General features: G+C 46.8%; 15 protein-coding genes. 1 reads left to right on the top strand and 14 read right to left on the bottom strand.

From position 1 onward, the window contains the following. The 9 genes from MHH49_RS15195 to MHH49_RS15155 all read right to left on the bottom strand — a co-directional run bounded on the left by MHH49_RS15195 (window position 1) and on the right by MHH49_RS15155 (window position 9,631). Window positions 1-717 (bottom strand): glycosyltransferase, encoded by a 717-nt coding sequence (locus tag MHH49_RS15195; protein WP_036679699.1) that lies wholly within the window; start codon window positions 715-717, stop codon window positions 1-3. Further along, a complete protein-coding gene (locus tag MHH49_RS15190) occupies window positions 714-1,685 on the bottom strand; it encodes an NAD-dependent epimerase/dehydratase family protein (protein ID WP_036679701.1) in 972 nt (323 codons plus the stop codon). The genes MHH49_RS15195 and MHH49_RS15190 overlap by 4 nt, the downstream gene beginning before the upstream one ends. Then, window positions 1,682-2,521, bottom strand: a complete 840-nt coding sequence (locus tag MHH49_RS15185) for a dTDP-4-dehydrorhamnose reductase family protein (protein WP_076103694.1) — start codon at window positions 2,519-2,521, stop codon at window positions 1,682-1,684. The genes MHH49_RS15190 and MHH49_RS15185 overlap by 4 nt, the downstream gene beginning before the upstream one ends. Then, window positions 2,518-3,504: a polysaccharide biosynthesis protein gene (locus MHH49_RS15180; protein ID WP_036679704.1), complete on the bottom strand. Its 987-nt coding sequence runs from the start codon at window positions 3,502-3,504 to the stop codon at window positions 2,518-2,520. The genes MHH49_RS15185 and MHH49_RS15180 overlap by 4 nt, the downstream gene beginning before the upstream one ends. Next, window positions 3,494-4,588 (bottom strand): non-hydrolyzing UDP-N-acetylglucosamine 2-epimerase, encoded by a 1,095-nt coding sequence (gene wecB / locus MHH49_RS15175; RefSeq protein ID WP_076103696.1) that lies wholly within the window; start codon window positions 4,586-4,588, stop codon window positions 3,494-3,496. Before wecB ends, MHH49_RS15180 begins: the two co-directional genes overlap by 11 nt. A gap of 906 nt (window positions 4,589-5,494) precedes the next feature. Continuing rightward, window positions 5,495-6,967: a glycosyltransferase gene (locus MHH49_RS15170; RefSeq protein WP_341138226.1), complete on the bottom strand. Its 1,473-nt coding sequence runs from the start codon at window positions 6,965-6,967 to the stop codon at window positions 5,495-5,497. Window positions 6,968-7,136: 169 nt separating this feature from the next. Continuing rightward, window positions 7,137-7,307: a hypothetical protein gene (locus MHH49_RS15165; RefSeq protein WP_155288192.1), complete on the bottom strand. Its 171-nt coding sequence runs from the start codon at window positions 7,305-7,307 to the stop codon at window positions 7,137-7,139. A gap of 53 nt (window positions 7,308-7,360) precedes the next feature. Next, the gene (locus MHH49_RS15160) at window positions 7,361-8,476 is read right to left on the bottom strand and encodes a CgeB family protein (protein ID WP_036679773.1); all 1,116 of its coding nucleotides are present in this window, start codon (window positions 8,474-8,476) and stop codon (window positions 7,361-7,363) included. A gap of 54 nt (window positions 8,477-8,530) precedes the next feature. After that, window positions 8,531-9,631: a CgeB family protein gene (locus MHH49_RS15155; protein ID WP_341138225.1), complete on the bottom strand. Its 1,101-nt coding sequence runs from the start codon at window positions 9,629-9,631 to the stop codon at window positions 8,531-8,533. A gap of 254 nt (window positions 9,632-9,885) precedes the next feature. On the opposite strand from MHH49_RS15155, the gene MHH49_RS15150 reads away from it, so the two are divergent. Then, window positions 9,886-10,644 (top strand): AAA family ATPase, encoded by a 759-nt coding sequence (locus MHH49_RS15150; protein WP_076274297.1) that lies wholly within the window; start codon window positions 9,886-9,888, stop codon window positions 10,642-10,644. Window positions 10,645-10,789: 145 nt separating this feature from the next. Here MHH49_RS15150 and wsfD read toward each other — a convergent pair whose 3' ends face one another. The 5 genes from wsfD to MHH49_RS15125 form a co-directional block, all read right to left on the bottom strand. Then, window positions 10,790-12,205 carry a glycan biosynthesis hexose transferase WsfD gene (gene wsfD, locus MHH49_RS15145; RefSeq protein WP_076103701.1) on the bottom strand — a complete coding sequence of 472 codons (1,416 nt, stop codon included), beginning with the start codon at window positions 12,203-12,205 and terminating at the stop codon, window positions 10,790-10,792. A gap of 8 nt (window positions 12,206-12,213) precedes the next feature. Then, window positions 12,214-14,112, bottom strand: a complete 1,899-nt coding sequence (locus MHH49_RS15140; RefSeq protein WP_076100932.1) for an LTA synthase family protein — start codon at window positions 14,110-14,112, stop codon at window positions 12,214-12,216. Between the two features lie 206 nt (window positions 14,113-14,318). Then, window positions 14,319-15,488 (bottom strand): hypothetical protein, encoded by a 1,170-nt coding sequence (locus MHH49_RS15135; protein WP_341138224.1) that lies wholly within the window; start codon window positions 15,486-15,488, stop codon window positions 14,319-14,321. Beyond that, window positions 15,485-16,057 carry an RNA polymerase sigma factor gene (locus MHH49_RS15130; RefSeq protein WP_076100935.1) on the bottom strand — a complete coding sequence of 191 codons (573 nt, stop codon included), beginning with the start codon at window positions 16,055-16,057 and terminating at the stop codon, window positions 15,485-15,487. The genes MHH49_RS15135 and MHH49_RS15130 overlap by 4 nt, the downstream gene beginning before the upstream one ends. A gap of 129 nt (window positions 16,058-16,186) precedes the next feature. Beyond that, a complete protein-coding gene (locus MHH49_RS15125; RefSeq protein ID WP_036679719.1) occupies window positions 16,187-17,524 on the bottom strand; it encodes a 5'-deoxyadenosine deaminase in 1,338 nt (445 codons plus the stop codon). Between the last annotated feature and the right edge of the window lie 49 nt (window positions 17,525-17,573).

The following is a 17,573-nucleotide window of genomic DNA, read 5'->3' as shown; positions in this document are numbered from 1 at the left end:
TCAGCCCCCCATAGAAGAAATCAAGTGCTGCAGCGAATTCTTGTAGCGGGCATTGGTCGCAGCTGCCTCTGCCATAATTACATCAAAATATTTGATCGTTCCCATGCCATCATGAGTCCGGTAAGCTGTAAGTGATTGATTCAACATCACAGGTGGATATCCGTTCAGAATGGCGCGGAACCATAAGTCATAATCATGTGTGTAAGGAAGTGATTCATCAAAAAGCCCTATGGCTCCAAACACCTCTCGTTTAAACATCACCGTACAGCCATTAATAGGATTACCGTGTAAAAAACAACGTAAGTAATCCAGGTGACTAGGAAACAATGGCGCAGCATTCAGCTGAACCAGCTGCGATTGAGCGTTAATATAATTAAAGTTGGTATAGGAGATTAACAAGTGGTTCTGCTCCATGAACAGAACCTGATTGTTGATCTTATCCCGATAAAATAAATCGTCTGAACTAAGCCAGACCACATAGTCCCCTGTTGCATTCAAAATGCCGTGATTCAGTGCGGAGGCGGTTCCCCCGTTGCCTTTGCCCAAATAATGAATTCGGGAGAGATACGGTGTAATTAGATTGCTATGAGCGTGCGAGCCGTCATCGACAATAATGATCTCGTAAGGTTCCCAAGACTGGGAGAGCGCACTTTGCAGGGCGTGTTCAATATAAGGACAATTATAAAAAGGAATCACTACCGAAACCTTCGGTCTCATAACAACCTCCCCTCCCCGTTAACTCGGTAATAATTCAAAATATCCATTAACGATTGGCTAAGCCCAATCTCCGGGCGCCAGCCCAGTGAAGACACATCAGCCTCAGGGGTTGATGCTTCTGAATGAACCTTCTTATCCGCTGTGGCTGCGATCTCTGAAATAGCCCGTTCAGCATCTGCAGGTCCCCAGTCCATTGGCACTGGTCCTACAGAATGACTGAGCAGCTGCTCCGCGATCTCCCCGAGTTCCCGCTGCTTCCCCGAATCGATGCGATAGATGGTTCCATTTGTACCTTTACGCAAAATGTAGTCATAAGCTCTAACGGCATCTCTAACATCTAAAAAATCACGCAGCGCATAACGAGAAGAGAGCTTAAATGGAGGTATTTCCTCATCTGGCTGGACTTCACTTCGAACAATGTGCTGTGCTAATAATGAGCAGAAGCCGGTGGAAGGACCGGGACCAATCAGATTACACGGTTCAGCCAGCAGAACCGGCTGTTTAAATAAGGTGCCCCATGCGAGGGACACCAGCTCTTCTATTGTTTTGCTAAGGCTATACGGGTGTGGTGGCCCAGCCACCACACCCGGTTTGAACTTAAGTCTGGAGCCTGCCACTAGAATCCGACTGCTCGGCAAGCTTCGCATTGCCTCTAGTAAATATAAGGTGGCCATCACATTTGTCTCCATATAAAGCAAGGGATTAAGCCATGACTCGGGTACGGAGTTCTTCCCAGCCAAATGAAGGACAGCGTCCGGCGCAGTTTGCTTGATCATCTCAGCTACTGCTTTCCGGTCACTTAAATCACAAACATATATCTTTACTCCTTCTGGAAAAAGAGTGGAGGCAGCTGTCGATTGCGGCCGCAATACAGCGATAACCTCAGCCCCTCCTGCCGAAAATAATCGAACCGCATGTTGCCCGGTGAATCCACCGGCTCCGGTAATCAGAAGTCTTTGCCCTGTCATAAATACATCTCTGACTGTTTCATCCAGTCAGCCAGTTCCTGCAGCATTAAAGGATATGAAGGCAGCGGCAAGAGGACATCCGCTCTTGTATTTACTAGTGTACGATCCTGAATATGTTCATCCTCAGGGATGATCTCCACATTTTCTTTATGAAAAGCCGCCTGAATATGCTGAAGCAGCTCATATTTACTTACTGGCTCTGGATGCGCTAAATGGATCAGCCCCGATACGGAGGAATCCAGCATTACATCCACTGCTTTGGCTAATTGGAGCGTTGTGACCCCGTTCCACATCACCCGCCGGTATCCTGAAACTTTACCACTCTGCGCCAGGAACCAATCCATCAGACCAATACCGCCTGAGCGGATTTCGGGGCCAATAATGGAAGTGCGAATCGTAAGATGCCCGGGTTTTTGCACCTCACCGAGGCTTTTCGAAATTGCATATACAGAGGTTCCATCAGGAGCATCCTCTTCGGTGTACCCTCCGCGTGTTCCTTCGAACACGCAGTCGGTACTGATATGGATGAGCCTTGCCTGAACATCCTCCGCCTTTCGCCACAAGTGATGAGGGAGAAAGCCATTCACGTGGTAAGCCCCAATTTTGTCACGCTCCGCGAATTGATTGAGAACCCCCATTGCATTGATAATGCAATGAGGGGAAACGATATCGACCAGCTTCTCAACTCCGGCTATATCGTTCGCATCTACATACAGCCCGCCAAGATCGCTCTTATCCCGGGTTGTATGGAAGACGTGATGCTTGCCCTGGCGGCGAAAATAATCCGCCAGCATATGCCCCGCCATACCGTTTCCACCTAGGATAAGCAGCTTCATTGCAGGAACCCTCCCCGGATCAAGATGCTTTTGATCTCTTCCCGATCCATCAGATTCGTCTCTGAACTGAAGCTATTGAAAGAGACATGAGGATAAGCGCTATAATGTGCCTTTAATTCCGGCATGTTCAGCGTAGGGAGAATTACTAGATACTGTTCATCGTAGACAACGGTAGTTAAGCTTTCGAAATCGCTCATCAGAATCTCGTGGATTTTCTCCCCCGGACGAATCCCGGTCTCGACAATACTCACATTGGACTCTCCGGAAGCTTCAATCAGCACCTCAGCAAGATCTATAATTCGGCAGGTAGGCATAGTCATGACGAAGATTTCTCCACCCAAGCTAACCTCAGAAGCTTTAAATAATAATGTAATAGCATCGCGTAGGGTAAAAAAGAAGCGGGTCATTTTCATATCCGTAATGCGTACCTGACCCTTATCCTTAATCTGCTTCATGAACAAATGCACGACGCTGCCGTTCGTTCCGAGCACATTACCTCCGCGTACAGTAACGAACCGGGTGTTTGAGCCAATCAGATTGGCATAAACGAACAATTTTTCCCCAATCGCTTTGGTCATTCCATAGAAGTTGGATGGGTTCGCAGCCTTATCGGTAGAGATGTAAATTGCTTTTTCAACGCCATTTACAATGGCAGCTTCGATCACATTTTGAGTTCCCACTACATTGGTTTTGAGTGCTTCATAAGGCTGATCTTCACAGACTGGAACATGTTTGAGCGCCGCCAGATGAAAGATGTAATCAACGCCACGGCAGGCTGCAATCAGAGCATCCTTGTCACGGATATCGCCAATGATAAAGCTGAGACGTTGATCTTCAAACTCCCGGCTCATCGCCACTTGAGCGGATTCACTGCGGGAGAATACGATGATTTCCTTAGGATTTTGTGGCAGAAGTTGCCTAATCAGTTCATGCCCCCAGGAACCAGTTCCGCCTGTGACCACAATCCTTTTATTATTGAACATGCAGGTTCCCTCCAAGCAAGAATTTAACTACCTTGACCGAAACATCCGGAGTCATGTATCCTTCCGGTGCCTCCCAATCCCGATTGAGCGCCGTCATCAGCTTGACGCTGCGAAGAATACTTTTCTGATCTACACCTGAGACTACATTGCTGCCACAATCCACTGTTTCTGGACGTTCCGTCGTTCTGCGAATCGTAACTGTTGGCACTTTCATCAAGCAGCATTCCTCCTGTACAGTCCCGCTGTCGGTGATGGCACATAAGGCGTGCTGTTCCAAATAGACAAAATCAAAAAAACCGAAAGGTTCATGAAATTCAACTAGTGGGTTCATTGGAAGGGAAAATTGCTCGGTAAGTTTGGAGCGAGTGCGAGGATGAATGCTGCATATTAAACGAATTCCAAAATGCTCAGCCACTGCGTTAAGACCCGACATAATTTGTACAAGGGACTCTGGATCGTCTACATTCTCAGCACGGTGGGCCGTGACTAGAAAATACTGTCCTGAGGTAAGCTTCAGCTGCTCCAGAATGTCGCTAGTCTGGATTTTGTGCTCAAAATGGGTCATGACCTCATGGATCGGATTTCCTGTTAACACGATACGCCTGCTGGGGAAACCTTCGCTGATTAGATGTCTTTTGCTCTGCTGCGTATAAGGCATATTAATGGTCGAAACGGCGTCGATGACACGGCGGTTTTTCTCTTCTGGTACTTGGAGGTCATAGCAACGGTTGCCCGCTTCCATATGCACCACCGGAATTCCCATACGTTCAGCCAAAATCGCGCATAACGCGCTGTTCGTATCGCCCAGAAGCAAGACACGATCTGGCTGTTCTTTTAGTAAAATGCTTTCTAACCCTCCGAACATGGCGGCAAGCTGACCGCCTAGTCCTGCTTGTTTATCCTGCAGCACATAATCCGGTGCCCGCAGTCCCAGCTCAGCAAAGAAAATACCGCTGAGACTGGCGGTGAAGTTCTGGCCTGTATGCACCAGGATGTGCCGCTCAGCATGTTCGTCGAGAAGCGGAATGATTACACTGAGGCGAATGATTTCAGGCCTCGTGCCTAAAATCGTCATGATCTTCATGAGTTCACTCCCCTGCCTGTTTAATTATGGTCTGACTTGGCTCAGTCAGCGGACTGTGCTCTGGTTGCTGGATTGAGCTCTTTTTGCGGGACTTATACCGTTCATTTGGCTCAGATTGCTGGATTGAGCTCATTTAGCGGGAAATCTACCGTTCATTTAGCTCAAGTTGCTGGATTGAGCTCTTTTTGCGGGATTTATACCGCTCATTTAGCTCAAGTTGCTGGATTGAGCTCTTTTTGCGGGATTTATACCGTTCATTTGGCTCAGGTTGCTGGATTGAGCTCATTTTGCGGGATTTTTACCGTTCATTTGGCTCAGGTTGCTGGATTGTGCTCATTTTGCGGGACTTATACCGTTCATTGCGCTCAAGTTGCTGGATTGAGCTCATTTTGCGGGAAATCTACCGTTCATTTAGCTCAGGTTGCTGGATTGAGCTCATTTTGCGGGATTTATACCGCTCATTGCGCTCAAGTTGCTGGATTGAGCTCATTTTGCGGGATTTTTACCGCTCATTGCATTCAGATTGCTGGATTGAGCTCATTTTGCGGGATTTTTACCGTTCATTTGGCTCAGGTTGCTGGATTGAGCTCATTTAGCGGGAATTATACCGTTCATTGCGCTCTGGTTGCTGGATTGAGCTCATTTAGCGGGAATTATACCGTTCATTTGGCTCAGGTTGCTGGATTGAGCTCATTTTGCGGGATTTTTACCGCTCATTGCGCTCAAGTTGCTGGATTGAGCTCATTTTGCGGGACTTATACCGTTCATTGCGCTCTGGTTGCTGGATTGAGCTCTTTTAGCGGGAAATGTACCGTTCATTTGGCTCAAGTTGCTGGATTGAGCTCAATGAAGAGCATTTTTATCTCTCTTTGTACTCAGCTTGCCACTTCGCTGCAATCGAGGCATTTACGCCGCGCGCCGCCGTCCACCGCGGCGGGCCCGGCGGCGCTTGCCCCCGGCGGTGCTGCGCCGCCGGGCAGAACCTTTACGCCGCTTGCGAGCAACGCGGCGCAAAACCAACGGGCGCCCGCTTCGCCGGCGCGTCCGGGCTTTGCCGCGCCGCTTGCGGGCGACGCGGCTTGGCAGGCCCTTGCTTCGCGGCGGCAAAGCCGGCGACGCTGCGGGTAAGTCAGGCTGGACAGCGGGTGGTTCCACCACCACCACGCTGTCAGCCTCGCGCACCGCGGGTGCGCTGCAATAGCGGAGGTTCCACATCTCCGCAAGACCCTGCAGGCGGCTCCGATAAGCCGCCGGACCATAGACGGCGTCGACGCGCTCCCGCGCTTGACTGCCTATAGTTAACGCCATTCCTGGCTGCGCCAGCAAGACGTTGACTCTTTCTGCCAGCGCGGAAATGTCCGATGCTGGCACGAGATTTTCGCCGCAGCCCGCTGCGTGCAGAATTTCTCGTAAGCCCCCAGAGTCGTAAGCGACCACGGGTTTTCCAAAAGCCATTCCTTCCAGAGCAGTCATGCCGAAGCCTTCGCGGATCAGACTAGGAACCACTAGCACATCCATGGCGCAATAAGCGGATGGAAGGCATTCAGCATAACCAACAAATTTAAACCGGGTGTACAGTCCCTCAAGCTTCACCTTGCGGACACAACGCTCATAGTAGCTTTTATCACCAGCAGACCCAATGACAACAAATTTCGAGCTTGGATGAACCGCGTGCACAAGCACAGCCATTTTCACAAAATGTTCTAGCCCTTTTTCCTTGTTGATAAAAGAAGAAATATAACCGACCAGCTGTTCATGCGGTTTAACCCGCAATTCCCGCCGCCGTTCGCTCCGAAGCTTGCTCCAAGCCTCAATCATCATCTCTTTATCATTCCAAGAGGGAGGCAGCTGGATCACTTTTTCCGCTCTCACGTCCTCTGGAAAGCAAGCTGCAGCTGTTTGTGAAATAGCTAATATCTCATCACTATTCCGATGAATCAGCCCTACACTAATAGGTGTATATTCATTGTCTGTTATCGTCTCTGATATTTTCCATATCACCGGAATGCCCAGTGACTTTGCAGCCATTGCTGGCAGAGCATGCACACAGGTACTTGTAATAACAAACGCCGGGCGCAGGGAATTCAGCCAGTCTGTTAACTCGTGATACTCCCTGCTTTCCTGGAATTTCTGAGCATCTGCCTCCAACCCTGCATAAGGAGTGTACATTCCATATAAAAGAGGAATCGAAAGCAACTGTACACTTATTCCACAGCTTCGAGCCTGAGAAGTCAGCTTGCCGTCCTGAGGTGCAACGAGAATACAATTAAAGTACGGAGAAAGCTCCTGAGCGAAAAACAACAATAGCTTCTCCGCTCCCGTAATACTGCGTGTATTGGATACATGTGAAAAGAGGACGATTGTAGCTTTGTCAGCCATGGCGTTTCGGCGCTCCCTAACGAGGGGCCTGGAGCAGCCATTCACCTCCTTAAAAAATTTACAAACTTTCGCTAAATTCTATCCTTCGCAGTAAAACTCTCTTAGAAGATAGTCGCTCCTGTGACTCGCAACATCGCTTCCGCTTAGCTCTAGAATCTCGTCAGTCAATTCACTTCGCTCCCGAGCTTCGCCCCTTCGCTTCCACTCTGCTCTCGAATCTAGCCAGTCGCTTCCGCTCCGCTATACAAGCCCGCTCCAGACGTTGCTTCTTTTCATCAGGCCACAGGCATAAGCTGAGGTTCGGTTCTACAGTATATCGAGGAAAAACAGATGCCGGCACGACACCTGTCCCCTGGTAAGCGCACATTTCCATTCCATTTTCGGGCATATGACCTAGCCGTAAATTACTGTTAACAGCTGGTGTATACGTTTAGTGTAGGTGTGATCCTTAAGCGTCCGTTCAAAAGCGCGCAGGGCTATCGCACGGCGTTCTTCCTCATGAGTCAGGTAATAACGGATTTTATCCATCATTTCTTGAGGGCTTGCAAAAGTCTCAATTTCTTCACCAGGTTTGTAAAAGGATCCCATATCATCTCTGGCATCCACTAATTGCAGCGTACCCGTTGCCGCGATTTCAAAAGTACGCGGATTAGGAGATACCGCCGGAATCGAAAGCGTATTGTTGTTCACTACTTCATCAATGTGCGAGCGGTGGAGGTTGATGACGATTTTGGATCCGCTGTAAGCTACCGCGGTTTCTTGTGGTGACATCCATTTGCCGATCTCAATTCGATCTCCATAAAGCGCTGCTTCAGGCAGACGATCCCACCAGATGCCATTAATCACCGTGTTATAGTTCATCAAATCCGGAAGAATCTCACGGAAGAAATTAACCCGGTTCCAATAGGCAGAGCCAATAAAACTAACTTCGCGATTCAATGGTGAACGTGTTGTAGTTGGACGGTAATGCTCGCGGTGAGCGGCAAAAGGAAGATAATGAACTTCAGGGCAGCCAAGTCCCTTATAAAAATCAATACAATTACGCTCAAGTGTGAACACAAAATCGTAATGCGCCACAATTTTAACTGTAAAATCAGTGTAATAAGGATCATCTGTAAGCCAAATGGCTGTCTTAATCCCGCTAGCCCGAAGAACGGAGATCTGCTCAAGCGGTAAATCCATACCGTCCAGCACAAGTACCAGATCCGGTCTTTGAGCGGCGGCTAACTCCACTAAGTTTTGACGTACATCTGTTATCGTGACTTGTGCGGTTAATTTTTGCAGCGCGTAGAGGACTGCATCGTCTAATGGAGAGTAGGGATATCCTTTACCAGAAGCCACATACATTACATGAATATTCCGTACGGGAAATACTTCTTCTGGCCGACCATCCAAAATCGCAAGCCGCCCCCGTAAATATCCCTCATCATATCCGCCCTTAAAACCACTCAGACGACCACGAAGCTTTTCTTCCTCTGGAGGTGTCAGAGGTAGCGGTGGTGCAGGCATAATAAATTCATTGTTGTTCATCATCATCCTCGCTCCTTTGTCCCGTTATAGATTTCATACACTTGAAGCAATCACATTCAGCAAATGAGGCAAACGCGCAGTGAATGTATGGTTGCGCATGGTTGTCTGTAGTCCCCGTAAAGCGTAAATTCGGCGCTCTTTTTCATGCTTCAGATAGTACTCAATCTTCTCCTGCAATTCCTTAGCAGAGCCAAAAGTATCCAAGTCATAACCTGGCCGATAATAATTGCCCAGATCCTCACGAACATCCGTAAGCTGCATAGTACCGCAGGCACTGATCTCATAAGTACGCGGATTGATAGAGCGTGATGGTAAACGGAAGCTATTCCGGTTATCCTGCCCCTCCTCCCACGGACGGTGAATATTAATGACTAGCTTTGCGCCACTGTAATAGTTCGCAGTTTCCTCAGGCGGGATAAAGCCATTGCTAATAAAAGGGGCAAGCTGGTCATAAGTCGCAAGCCGTTCCCAGAACCCCCCAGCGATCAGCACCTTCTTATCCTTTAGATAGGGGGCAAGTTCATCAAACAGCGCTGTCCGATTATGAAATGCATTGCCAATAAACACAATGTCGTACTTATACTGCGGTGCCGTACGGCGTGGATAGAACATCTTTGGATTGACGCAAAGCGGTAAATAATGAACGGATGGAACCCCAAAGGATTGATAAAACTCCACACAACCGAGCTCATGCGTAAAGACGTGATCATAATGCCGGCAAATCACTGAAGTATCCTCTGTAAAATAAGGATCATCCACAAACCAGATCGCAGTCCGAATGCCCAGCTTTCTGATTTCTGTAATCTGTTCTAAATGATTTTCCGGAAAAACATGCAGTCCATTCATAACCAGCACTGCCCCGGGCATCTCCCGAGCCGCGGTCTCCAGCATAGCTTCTGGAGAGCTTATCACAAGCTCACTTACAAGCTGCTGAAGCGCCTCAATTACCCCAGTATCGATTGCATGGAACCCTTGAGGAACATACATTAGCTTAAATGGCCGACAGGCTTCGACCTCTACAGTACTCCGACGCTGCACAGCCTCACACATGCCGAGACGATATCCTTCGTGATAACCGTCGCGATAATCTCGCGGACGCTTGTGTTTTCTCCTTTTTGCTTTCACGGCCTTCACCCTGCCCCGTTGTATTCTCAAGACAGTATAACTATATGCGGAGTCAGCACTCGCCTCATGGACATCTGTCATTACTAGAACTAAATTGGCAGATGTACCCTGTCTTTTGCCCGGCTTGCCCGAACCCCGTCAAGATTTCATCCACTCGCTGGATGCTGTTATACTATAAAGGTCTAGCTAGAGGCACTAAACTTGTCATCTCTGTCCAATCTGTCCGAAGATGATTATTTTTTGAAATTCACAAGGGGGGAACTATGAATAACACCACGTTGTATTTGCGACACGCGGAGCTGCTGCGTGATCTGGTGCCATCCTTTCAAACCTATCCTTTTCATCTGCCTGCTGTTCGAACGCTGGATCGCCTGACTTTTCAAAAACCAGTGACCTTTCTTGTTGGAGAGAACGGCACGGGCAAATCAACCTTGTTAGAGGGAATTGCTGCTGCTTGGGGCTTTAACCCTGAGGGTGGAACGCTAAACTTTTCTTTTAACACTCGTTCCTCGCATTCGAATCTTTATGAGTATTTTAGAATTGCTAGAGGGGTTAGACGGCCGAAGGACGGCTTTTTTCTACGTGCGGAGAGTTACTATAATGTGGCTTCTTATATTGATGAGTTGGATGAACAACCCGGTGGCCCACCGATCAAAGACTCCTACGGAGGCAAATCTCTGCATGAGCAGTCCCACGGAGAGTCTTTTTTAGCTACATTCGTTCACCGTTTCGGCGGCCGCGGTCTTTATATCCTCGACGAGCCTGAAGCAGCGCTTTCCCCCTTACGTCAAATGTCTCTGCTGGTGCGTATGCATGAGCTGGTCGGGCAGGATTCACAATTTATTATTGCTACCCATTCGCCGATTCTGATGTCCTATCCCGGTGCTGAAATTTTTCTCTTGGAGGGGGAGGGAATACGTTCCGTCGCCTTGGAGGAAACTGAACATTATACCGTGACCAAAGCGTTTATGAACAATCGTCAAGGGATGCTGCGTGAGTTATTTGAGGATGAACAAGCATAAATGCCTTCGACGGCTATAAGGACGGTAAGCGTTTAAGCGAGAAATATAAGGATAATTTACAATATGGAACATATAAATTCTTACATTTTAATAAAAACAGCAAGTCTCCATAATCGGAAACTTGCTGTTTGATTTGTTCCATAAGCTAACGTCTTACAAATCCCACTACCTTGTGAACAATCCACCCAAACATGACCACGACCATCATATCGAAGCACACATTAAAGAGGAATAAATGCTTGCCAATATCAGCCCTTCCGTCTCCCAGAATCGGAACCAAAAAGGAGAAAATCCCTATTAGCCCTAGCAGCATCAGCAGCTCGCCGGCAATTTTGCCGCGAATATCTCTGCTGCGGAAATACTGGAACAAGGCTCCCGCAAAATACACCAGATAGAATATGGAGAGAAATCCGAGCGTATGCGGAATATGTTTATTTTTGAATTGGCTCCATCCACTGTAAGTATAGGATAATGCACCTGCTGGTTTATTCTCGCTTTTCTCGTAGTTTCCTAGATAATACGGGCGAATCGCCATGCTGTTACTCGCAGCGTATTTCATATTATCTATCAACCGGTCCGGATGCTTCAGATAGAAGAACAACACATCTTTATGAGATACACGGTCATAGAAGTCCGGAACCAGCGAAGGATCATCCTGCTTAATCACTGTATCGGTCTGAAAATAATTCGTACCCGCCAGTACCTCCAGCCGCTCCGGTAATCCGAGATCCTGCAAGTCTCCCTTCACATCCGGCGATTCGTTTAAAATCCCAAAAAACACCGTTTGATACAGATTAATATGCTTCAGATCTTTTGGCGCTGCCACATACAAAACGATGGATACAAGAAAGATGGCAATCGAAAAACGTAAAGCCAGCTTCCTCCATTTGCCCTCTCCGTCAAGCATCATAAACCGCAAGAAAATCAGAGCAAAGGCAATCCCAATCGGTGCATTCTGGATTTTGGAGGTGACCAGAAACAGAATCGCGATAAAAAACAAAGTTAATCCTTTAGTGGTTGGCTTCTCTTGGCTAGTTAATCTTAATCCTAATGCAAATGTCAGCAACATAAACACCATCGACACCGGTTCTCCAAACAAGGAGTTGAAATAGGCCACATACCCGATATCATAAAATACAAATAAGATAGCTGCACCCAGCAGCAGTCCTGTAACATAAGAGCCACGAGCATTATACTTCACCAGCAGCCAAGTTGCCGCCAGTAAAAGAAGCCCATAAACTGCACCCAGCAAACGGACATCAAAAAAGCTGCCATGGATGAGCCCGCCGATCAACCTCGGCACAAGCACTATAAAAATCTGTGAGGAAGGATAAAATCCCCTAAACAAATCCTCATACGCAAAACGAGAATGGCTAAAGCTGAAAAACTGATCGGCATACGATGCAGCAGTATCGTAGTAGTTCAGACCGATGGTATTCATCATACGCAGAAAATCTCCATTATCGGCAACACCAATAAATGGCCCTACGAATAGCAAATAAATAATGATACCGCAGCCGGCAAGGCCTACGAGATACTCCGGTTTCCAGAACTTTTTCATGATTCCCCCTATCTCTGTGGTAACAGCTTCACATATTCGTCGGACAAATTCATTAGCTTCAAAATATAATCATAATCAGTCTGATATTTTGTAAAATCCGATACTGGCTTAAGCGTATCCAGCGACACAGCTTCACCATCAGCAAAATCTTTACCAGGCACATAGAGAATATCATCATTAAAAAAAGAACCGGAAGGTAAATAATACCGCATCCCTAACACATTACGATCAATGTTCAAGAGATCATGGCCAAATGCTGTATAACCTTCTTCCTTTAAAGAAACCCCCAATAGGTTAGCTATTGTAGGAAGAATATCCAACTGTCCACCTGTTCGCTCTACTACCTTCCCTTGCTCCATTCCTGGTACATGTACAATCAATGGAATATTAAAGCGACTGATCCGGGAATCGTATGGAATCCCCAGTGCACTTTCCACTTGCTCCGGTGGAACATCCTGCGGCTGCAAGCCAAAATGATCGCCATACATCACCAGCACAGTGTTATCCCACATTCCGTTTTTCTTCAAACCCTCTATTAAAGTTCCAATGGCATAATCAGTATAGTTAATAGCAGTCAAATAATCGCCAAGCATCGTGTTTTTTAACTCATCAGGCACTGAGATCTTCTTAAAAGAGTCCGGAATTTGGAAGGGATGATGGCTGGACGCCGTCACCATTTGTGCGTAGAAAGGAGTTCCTTTCTTCTGCAATTCTGCCATTTTCTCGACACCCGTAATATAAAGCTGTTCATCGGAAGCACCAAACGCATTAAAATGATCATTAGTAAAATAATCTTTGTCATAATAACCGTTAAAGCCAAGCGCTGGATATAGCTCGTTCCGATTCCAAAAGCCTACTTGATTCACGTGAAAGGTGTACGCCTCATATCCTTTATCTCTCAGCAGACGTGGTAGGCTCGGCAGTTCTCTGTCCCCGAATCCAGTGGACATTGCCAACGTCCCGATTGGATAAATCGACGTGTTGCTCATAAATTCAGCGTCAGAAGTATTGCCCGGACCAATCTGTTGGTAGACATGGGGGAAGTAAAATCCCTCATCTGCCAACTTGTTCAACACTGGAGTCAGCTCTTGACCCTTCAGGGATTGATGCAACGGGAAGTTTTGAAAAGCTTCCATTTGAATGACAATTACATTTTTGCCCTTTTGCGAGCCGAAATACTCAGGTGCTGTGCCCGCGGCTTTACTACTATAAGGATAGGAAGCTTGCAGCTCATCAATCTTCGCGATTGTATCCTTAATATCTCCGGTTCCAATGAGATTGTTATCTTCCTTGACCTTGATTGCGGCAACGACCTCATAATTCAGGAATCCGGCACTTTCTGCCTGCACAAGTTCATTTGTAATTCCCCGCGCAGAATTGACAGAATTGGCCGAAAAAGCAAAACCTCCAAGAATAGCCACCAGAATCACCATCATATGTGCCAATCGTGTGTTCCGGGAGCTGAATCGCTCACGCTCATGCGGATAGGCTTTTCCATGCTTCCATCTGCGGATCAAGACATAGATCACCATGATCACAAGATCAGCGAAAAATAAATAATCAATAGTCTGTATCGTTGATTCTACGCTTGCCTTCACTTGAAATACCTGATTCAGTTCATATAAAGCCAGATACGTCGGAACAGAACCAAAGTGATTGAAATATACACTGGCTGCGAACAGCAGCAGCGATAATATCCCGTTAAATGTCCAATAGACGGCTGTTCTCACCCGCGAAGGAGTAATGACCGTCAGAATCCCCATGATGAAGAGGACTGGAGCAACATCTGCTGCAATCCACTCCCAAGCAATTCTATCAAAGAACAGCACTCTCAGCAGGAGCAGCTTCAACCATAGCAGCAGGACAACAATATAGAACTGAGCTCGATTCGGCCCGTGCTTTTTCACGTTTTAATCCCCTCTTACCTTTTCATTTGTTCTGATTATGAAATCTATTCATCTTTTCTGTAAAATATCAGATTGTTCTAGTATAACAATACTTACTTTTTTTATCAAAAATGTGCACCGTTCGCTCCCACTACAAATAGGGAAACCCCACGCCTTTTCGGCTGTGGAACCTCCCTATTTAAGCCTATTATGTTATGCCTTTCAATCTAAGACTGGCTTGCTGGCGAATCCTCTTTCACCTTCCAGATCGTTAAATCACTATCATAATATACAGTGATCTCAGGACTGCCAAGCTTATGAAAGGTGAGATTCCCGGGCTCCTGATCTCTTTTAAGCAAGCTATATTCGCCCACATCAGCAACGCTAAATATCTTAGTCAGCAGAGGTGCGGCCTTCTCACGTAGGCGATCCCCATCAATTAGAGACAGCTCACGGTCTAATACCGTTAGTTGTTTGGGATCTGTTTTATCACTAGCACGAGGATTTGTATCACTAATCTGCTCAATCCTTCTAGTAACAGTATCGAGCGTAACCGAAACCTTTGATCCGTATTGCAGCGTAAGTCTATCCTGATCCTTGTCCATAGCCCGAAATACTAAACTAAGCTCTTCATCACCTCCGTTACCTCTCAACATCTTCAATGCCTCTTCCCCAGCTTGACGCGTCTCTTCTGATACCGCCGAGGCCTCAAGCGTGGCTGATGCGTAATCGAATTCACCATTTACAAATCCGATACGCCATTTCTCCGCCCTAAAGTTATTTTCAATTTTCACGCTAGAATGTTGTGTAGCATCATATTCAACATATCTGAGCACATCATAAGCTGAATCATTCGCATAACCCATTTTGCCCTTGATCTCTTCCGCACGGGTTTTCATTTCAGCGTCGATCTCTGCAGTTGTCAGCATCGCGCTCATTTTCGTTTGCACCAGTTCTCCTGTCTCATAATCGATCCAGATATATGCGGAGTCCTCATCTTTCTGGTAAGAGTAAAATATCTGCTGTTGCTCCTTAAGCCATTCCCGGTGATCTAGCGGATAAGTCTTTCCAAGTAAACTCTGCATCACCTGATCTGCGTTCCGCTGTAGCTCAGCCTCCGTGAAATGCGACGAAACCTCAGTTTGCGCAGGGTTGCTTGATTCATTACCAAGGAACCTTCCGTTCAGAAAGAATATGCCTAAGCCCAACAGTACAATAAAACTTGCCACAGCCCACATTTGCACAGATAGTCTTTTTCCTGAAAAAGATTTCGTTCCCTGTTGATCTTCTTGAATTCGGCGAATGACGTTGTCTGCATGCCTCATAGTAAACTTTTCATTTCCAAAAGGTCCTTTTCGGGCCTGAGCATACCATTCCGGTTGATGATCCTCCATCATTCTACCCCCTTTAATTTGTTCTGAATTTTTTGCCGCGCTCGGTGCAATCTTGATTTTACCGTTCCATGACTCAAGTTCATCAGTTCAGCTATTTCTTTTATAGAGAGCTCATATTTCAAATCCAGGACCAATACTTCGCGCAGCTTGGGAGACAATGCCATAATTAAATCCCATATCTCACCAATGGACTGATTACCCAAATACTCCATCTCCGCAGATCGGGCTATACCAAGAGGTTCAATAGTTTTTTCCCGCTGCTCCACATCAACCGTGGACAATGGCTGTACACCACCCCATAAGCCCGAACGAAAAAAGCGCGATTTCCGGTGCGAAAAAACAGTATTCCTGGCAATCGTAAGCAACCATGCTTTAAATGAAGAATTCCCCCGGTACGTGCCAATCCGGTAATAACATTTAATGAATACTTCTTGGGCCAGATCATCGGCCTGTTCAGAATTTTTGGTAAGATAATAGATATAATTCCATATATCCTCTCCGTAACGGCTCATGATTTCTCTTAATTGCTGTTCATTCATCGTCTCGCTATGCTGAAGACCTTCCAGTTCCAATTAGCTTCACCTCACTTAATACGACCTCATAAAAGGCACTTTAGTTCCCTTATGTTCATATTTTCTCATAAAAAAACAGGGGGTCCAGTGATCCCCTGCAAATAAAGATATCCGAATCGCCCTCTCTCCTCAAACGATCGAGGTATGCGTAAGTAATCTTTTAATAGAACGGTTAGCTTCATTTAGTACAATTTCTTTATCCACAGTCTTTAGCAAACCTCTTTCCATCACGATCTCCCCGTCGATTATCGTTGTCTCCACATCTGCCCGCGTAGCGGAATATACAATTCTAGAGATGGGATCTACGTCGTAAGAGGGGAAGGTATGAAAATTGTAGAGATTCAGGAGCACTAGATCTGCTTTTTTGCCTACCTCGATACTCCCGATCTTATCCTCCATCCCTACGGCCTTCGCCCCACCAATAGTAGCCATACGGAATACGCTGCGGGCATCCATGGTTGTGGGTCCGTGATGAGGCTTTTGAATAATCGCCGCCAATCGCATCTCATTAAACATATCCAGATTGTTATTGCATGGAGCGCCATCCGCTCCCAGACTAAGAGAAACATGCTCATGAAGCATCCCTGGTGTGTCCGCAATTCCGGAGGCCAATTTCAGATTGGAACCCGGGCAATGACTTACATGCACTCCTCGATCCCGCAAAATCCGCCGCTCCTCAGCATCCAGCCACACGCAATGCGCCAGTATAAGCCTTTCATTGGCTAATCCTAGATGATCCAGATAGACGATGTTACGCATGCCAGTCATGGCCTGCACAATCTCAATTTCCCCTAAATTCTCAGACGCATGAGTATGCACCTTCACATCGTATCTTGCGGACAGATCCCGCACCTCGGTTAATAAAGGCTCTGTACAGGAAATCACAAAACGTGGAGAAAATGCATACTGAATCCGGCCGTTTCCATAACCATTCCATTTTTCCAGTAAATCGACACTTTCCTGCAAAGAAGATGCGGTATCCTCCTGCAGCGCCTCAGGCACATCTCCCCCTTTTTGATCCATCATCACCTTGCCGGACAAGGCCCGGATTCCACTTTTAGCTATAGCCTGAAACGCAAAATCCGTATGATGGACAGTCTCCATATCCACAATCGTCGTCGTGCCGCTGGTGATCAGTTCGCCGATGCCAAGCATAGCCGAATAATAAAGGGATTCTTCATCATGCGCGGCCTCTAATGGCCAGATTCGTTTGCGCAGCCAATCCATCAGCTCCAGATCGTCCCCTTTACCACGGAATAACGTCTGGCATAGATGAATATGAGTTTGGATAAAACCCGGAATTAATGTACGGTTCGTAGCATCAATAATCTTCTCGTCACCCTGCGGGATCAGGCCAGTGCCGATTTCAACGATGAGATCATCCTTAATCCGGACATCCCCGTGTAAAATTTCCTCTTGCTTGTTCATCGTAATGATTTCGGCATTTTTGATCAAAATATTTCCCATAGCCCTTCTCCCCCTCATTGAGTTAATTCCAGCACAACTTCACGCCTGT

The organism is Paenibacillus sp. FSL F4-0122, assembly GCF_038002845.1.
Lineage (GTDB): Bacteria > Bacillota > Bacilli > Paenibacillales > Paenibacillaceae > Paenibacillus_AQ > Paenibacillus_AQ odorifer.
This window is presented reverse-complemented; position numbering and strand designations above follow the sequence as displayed.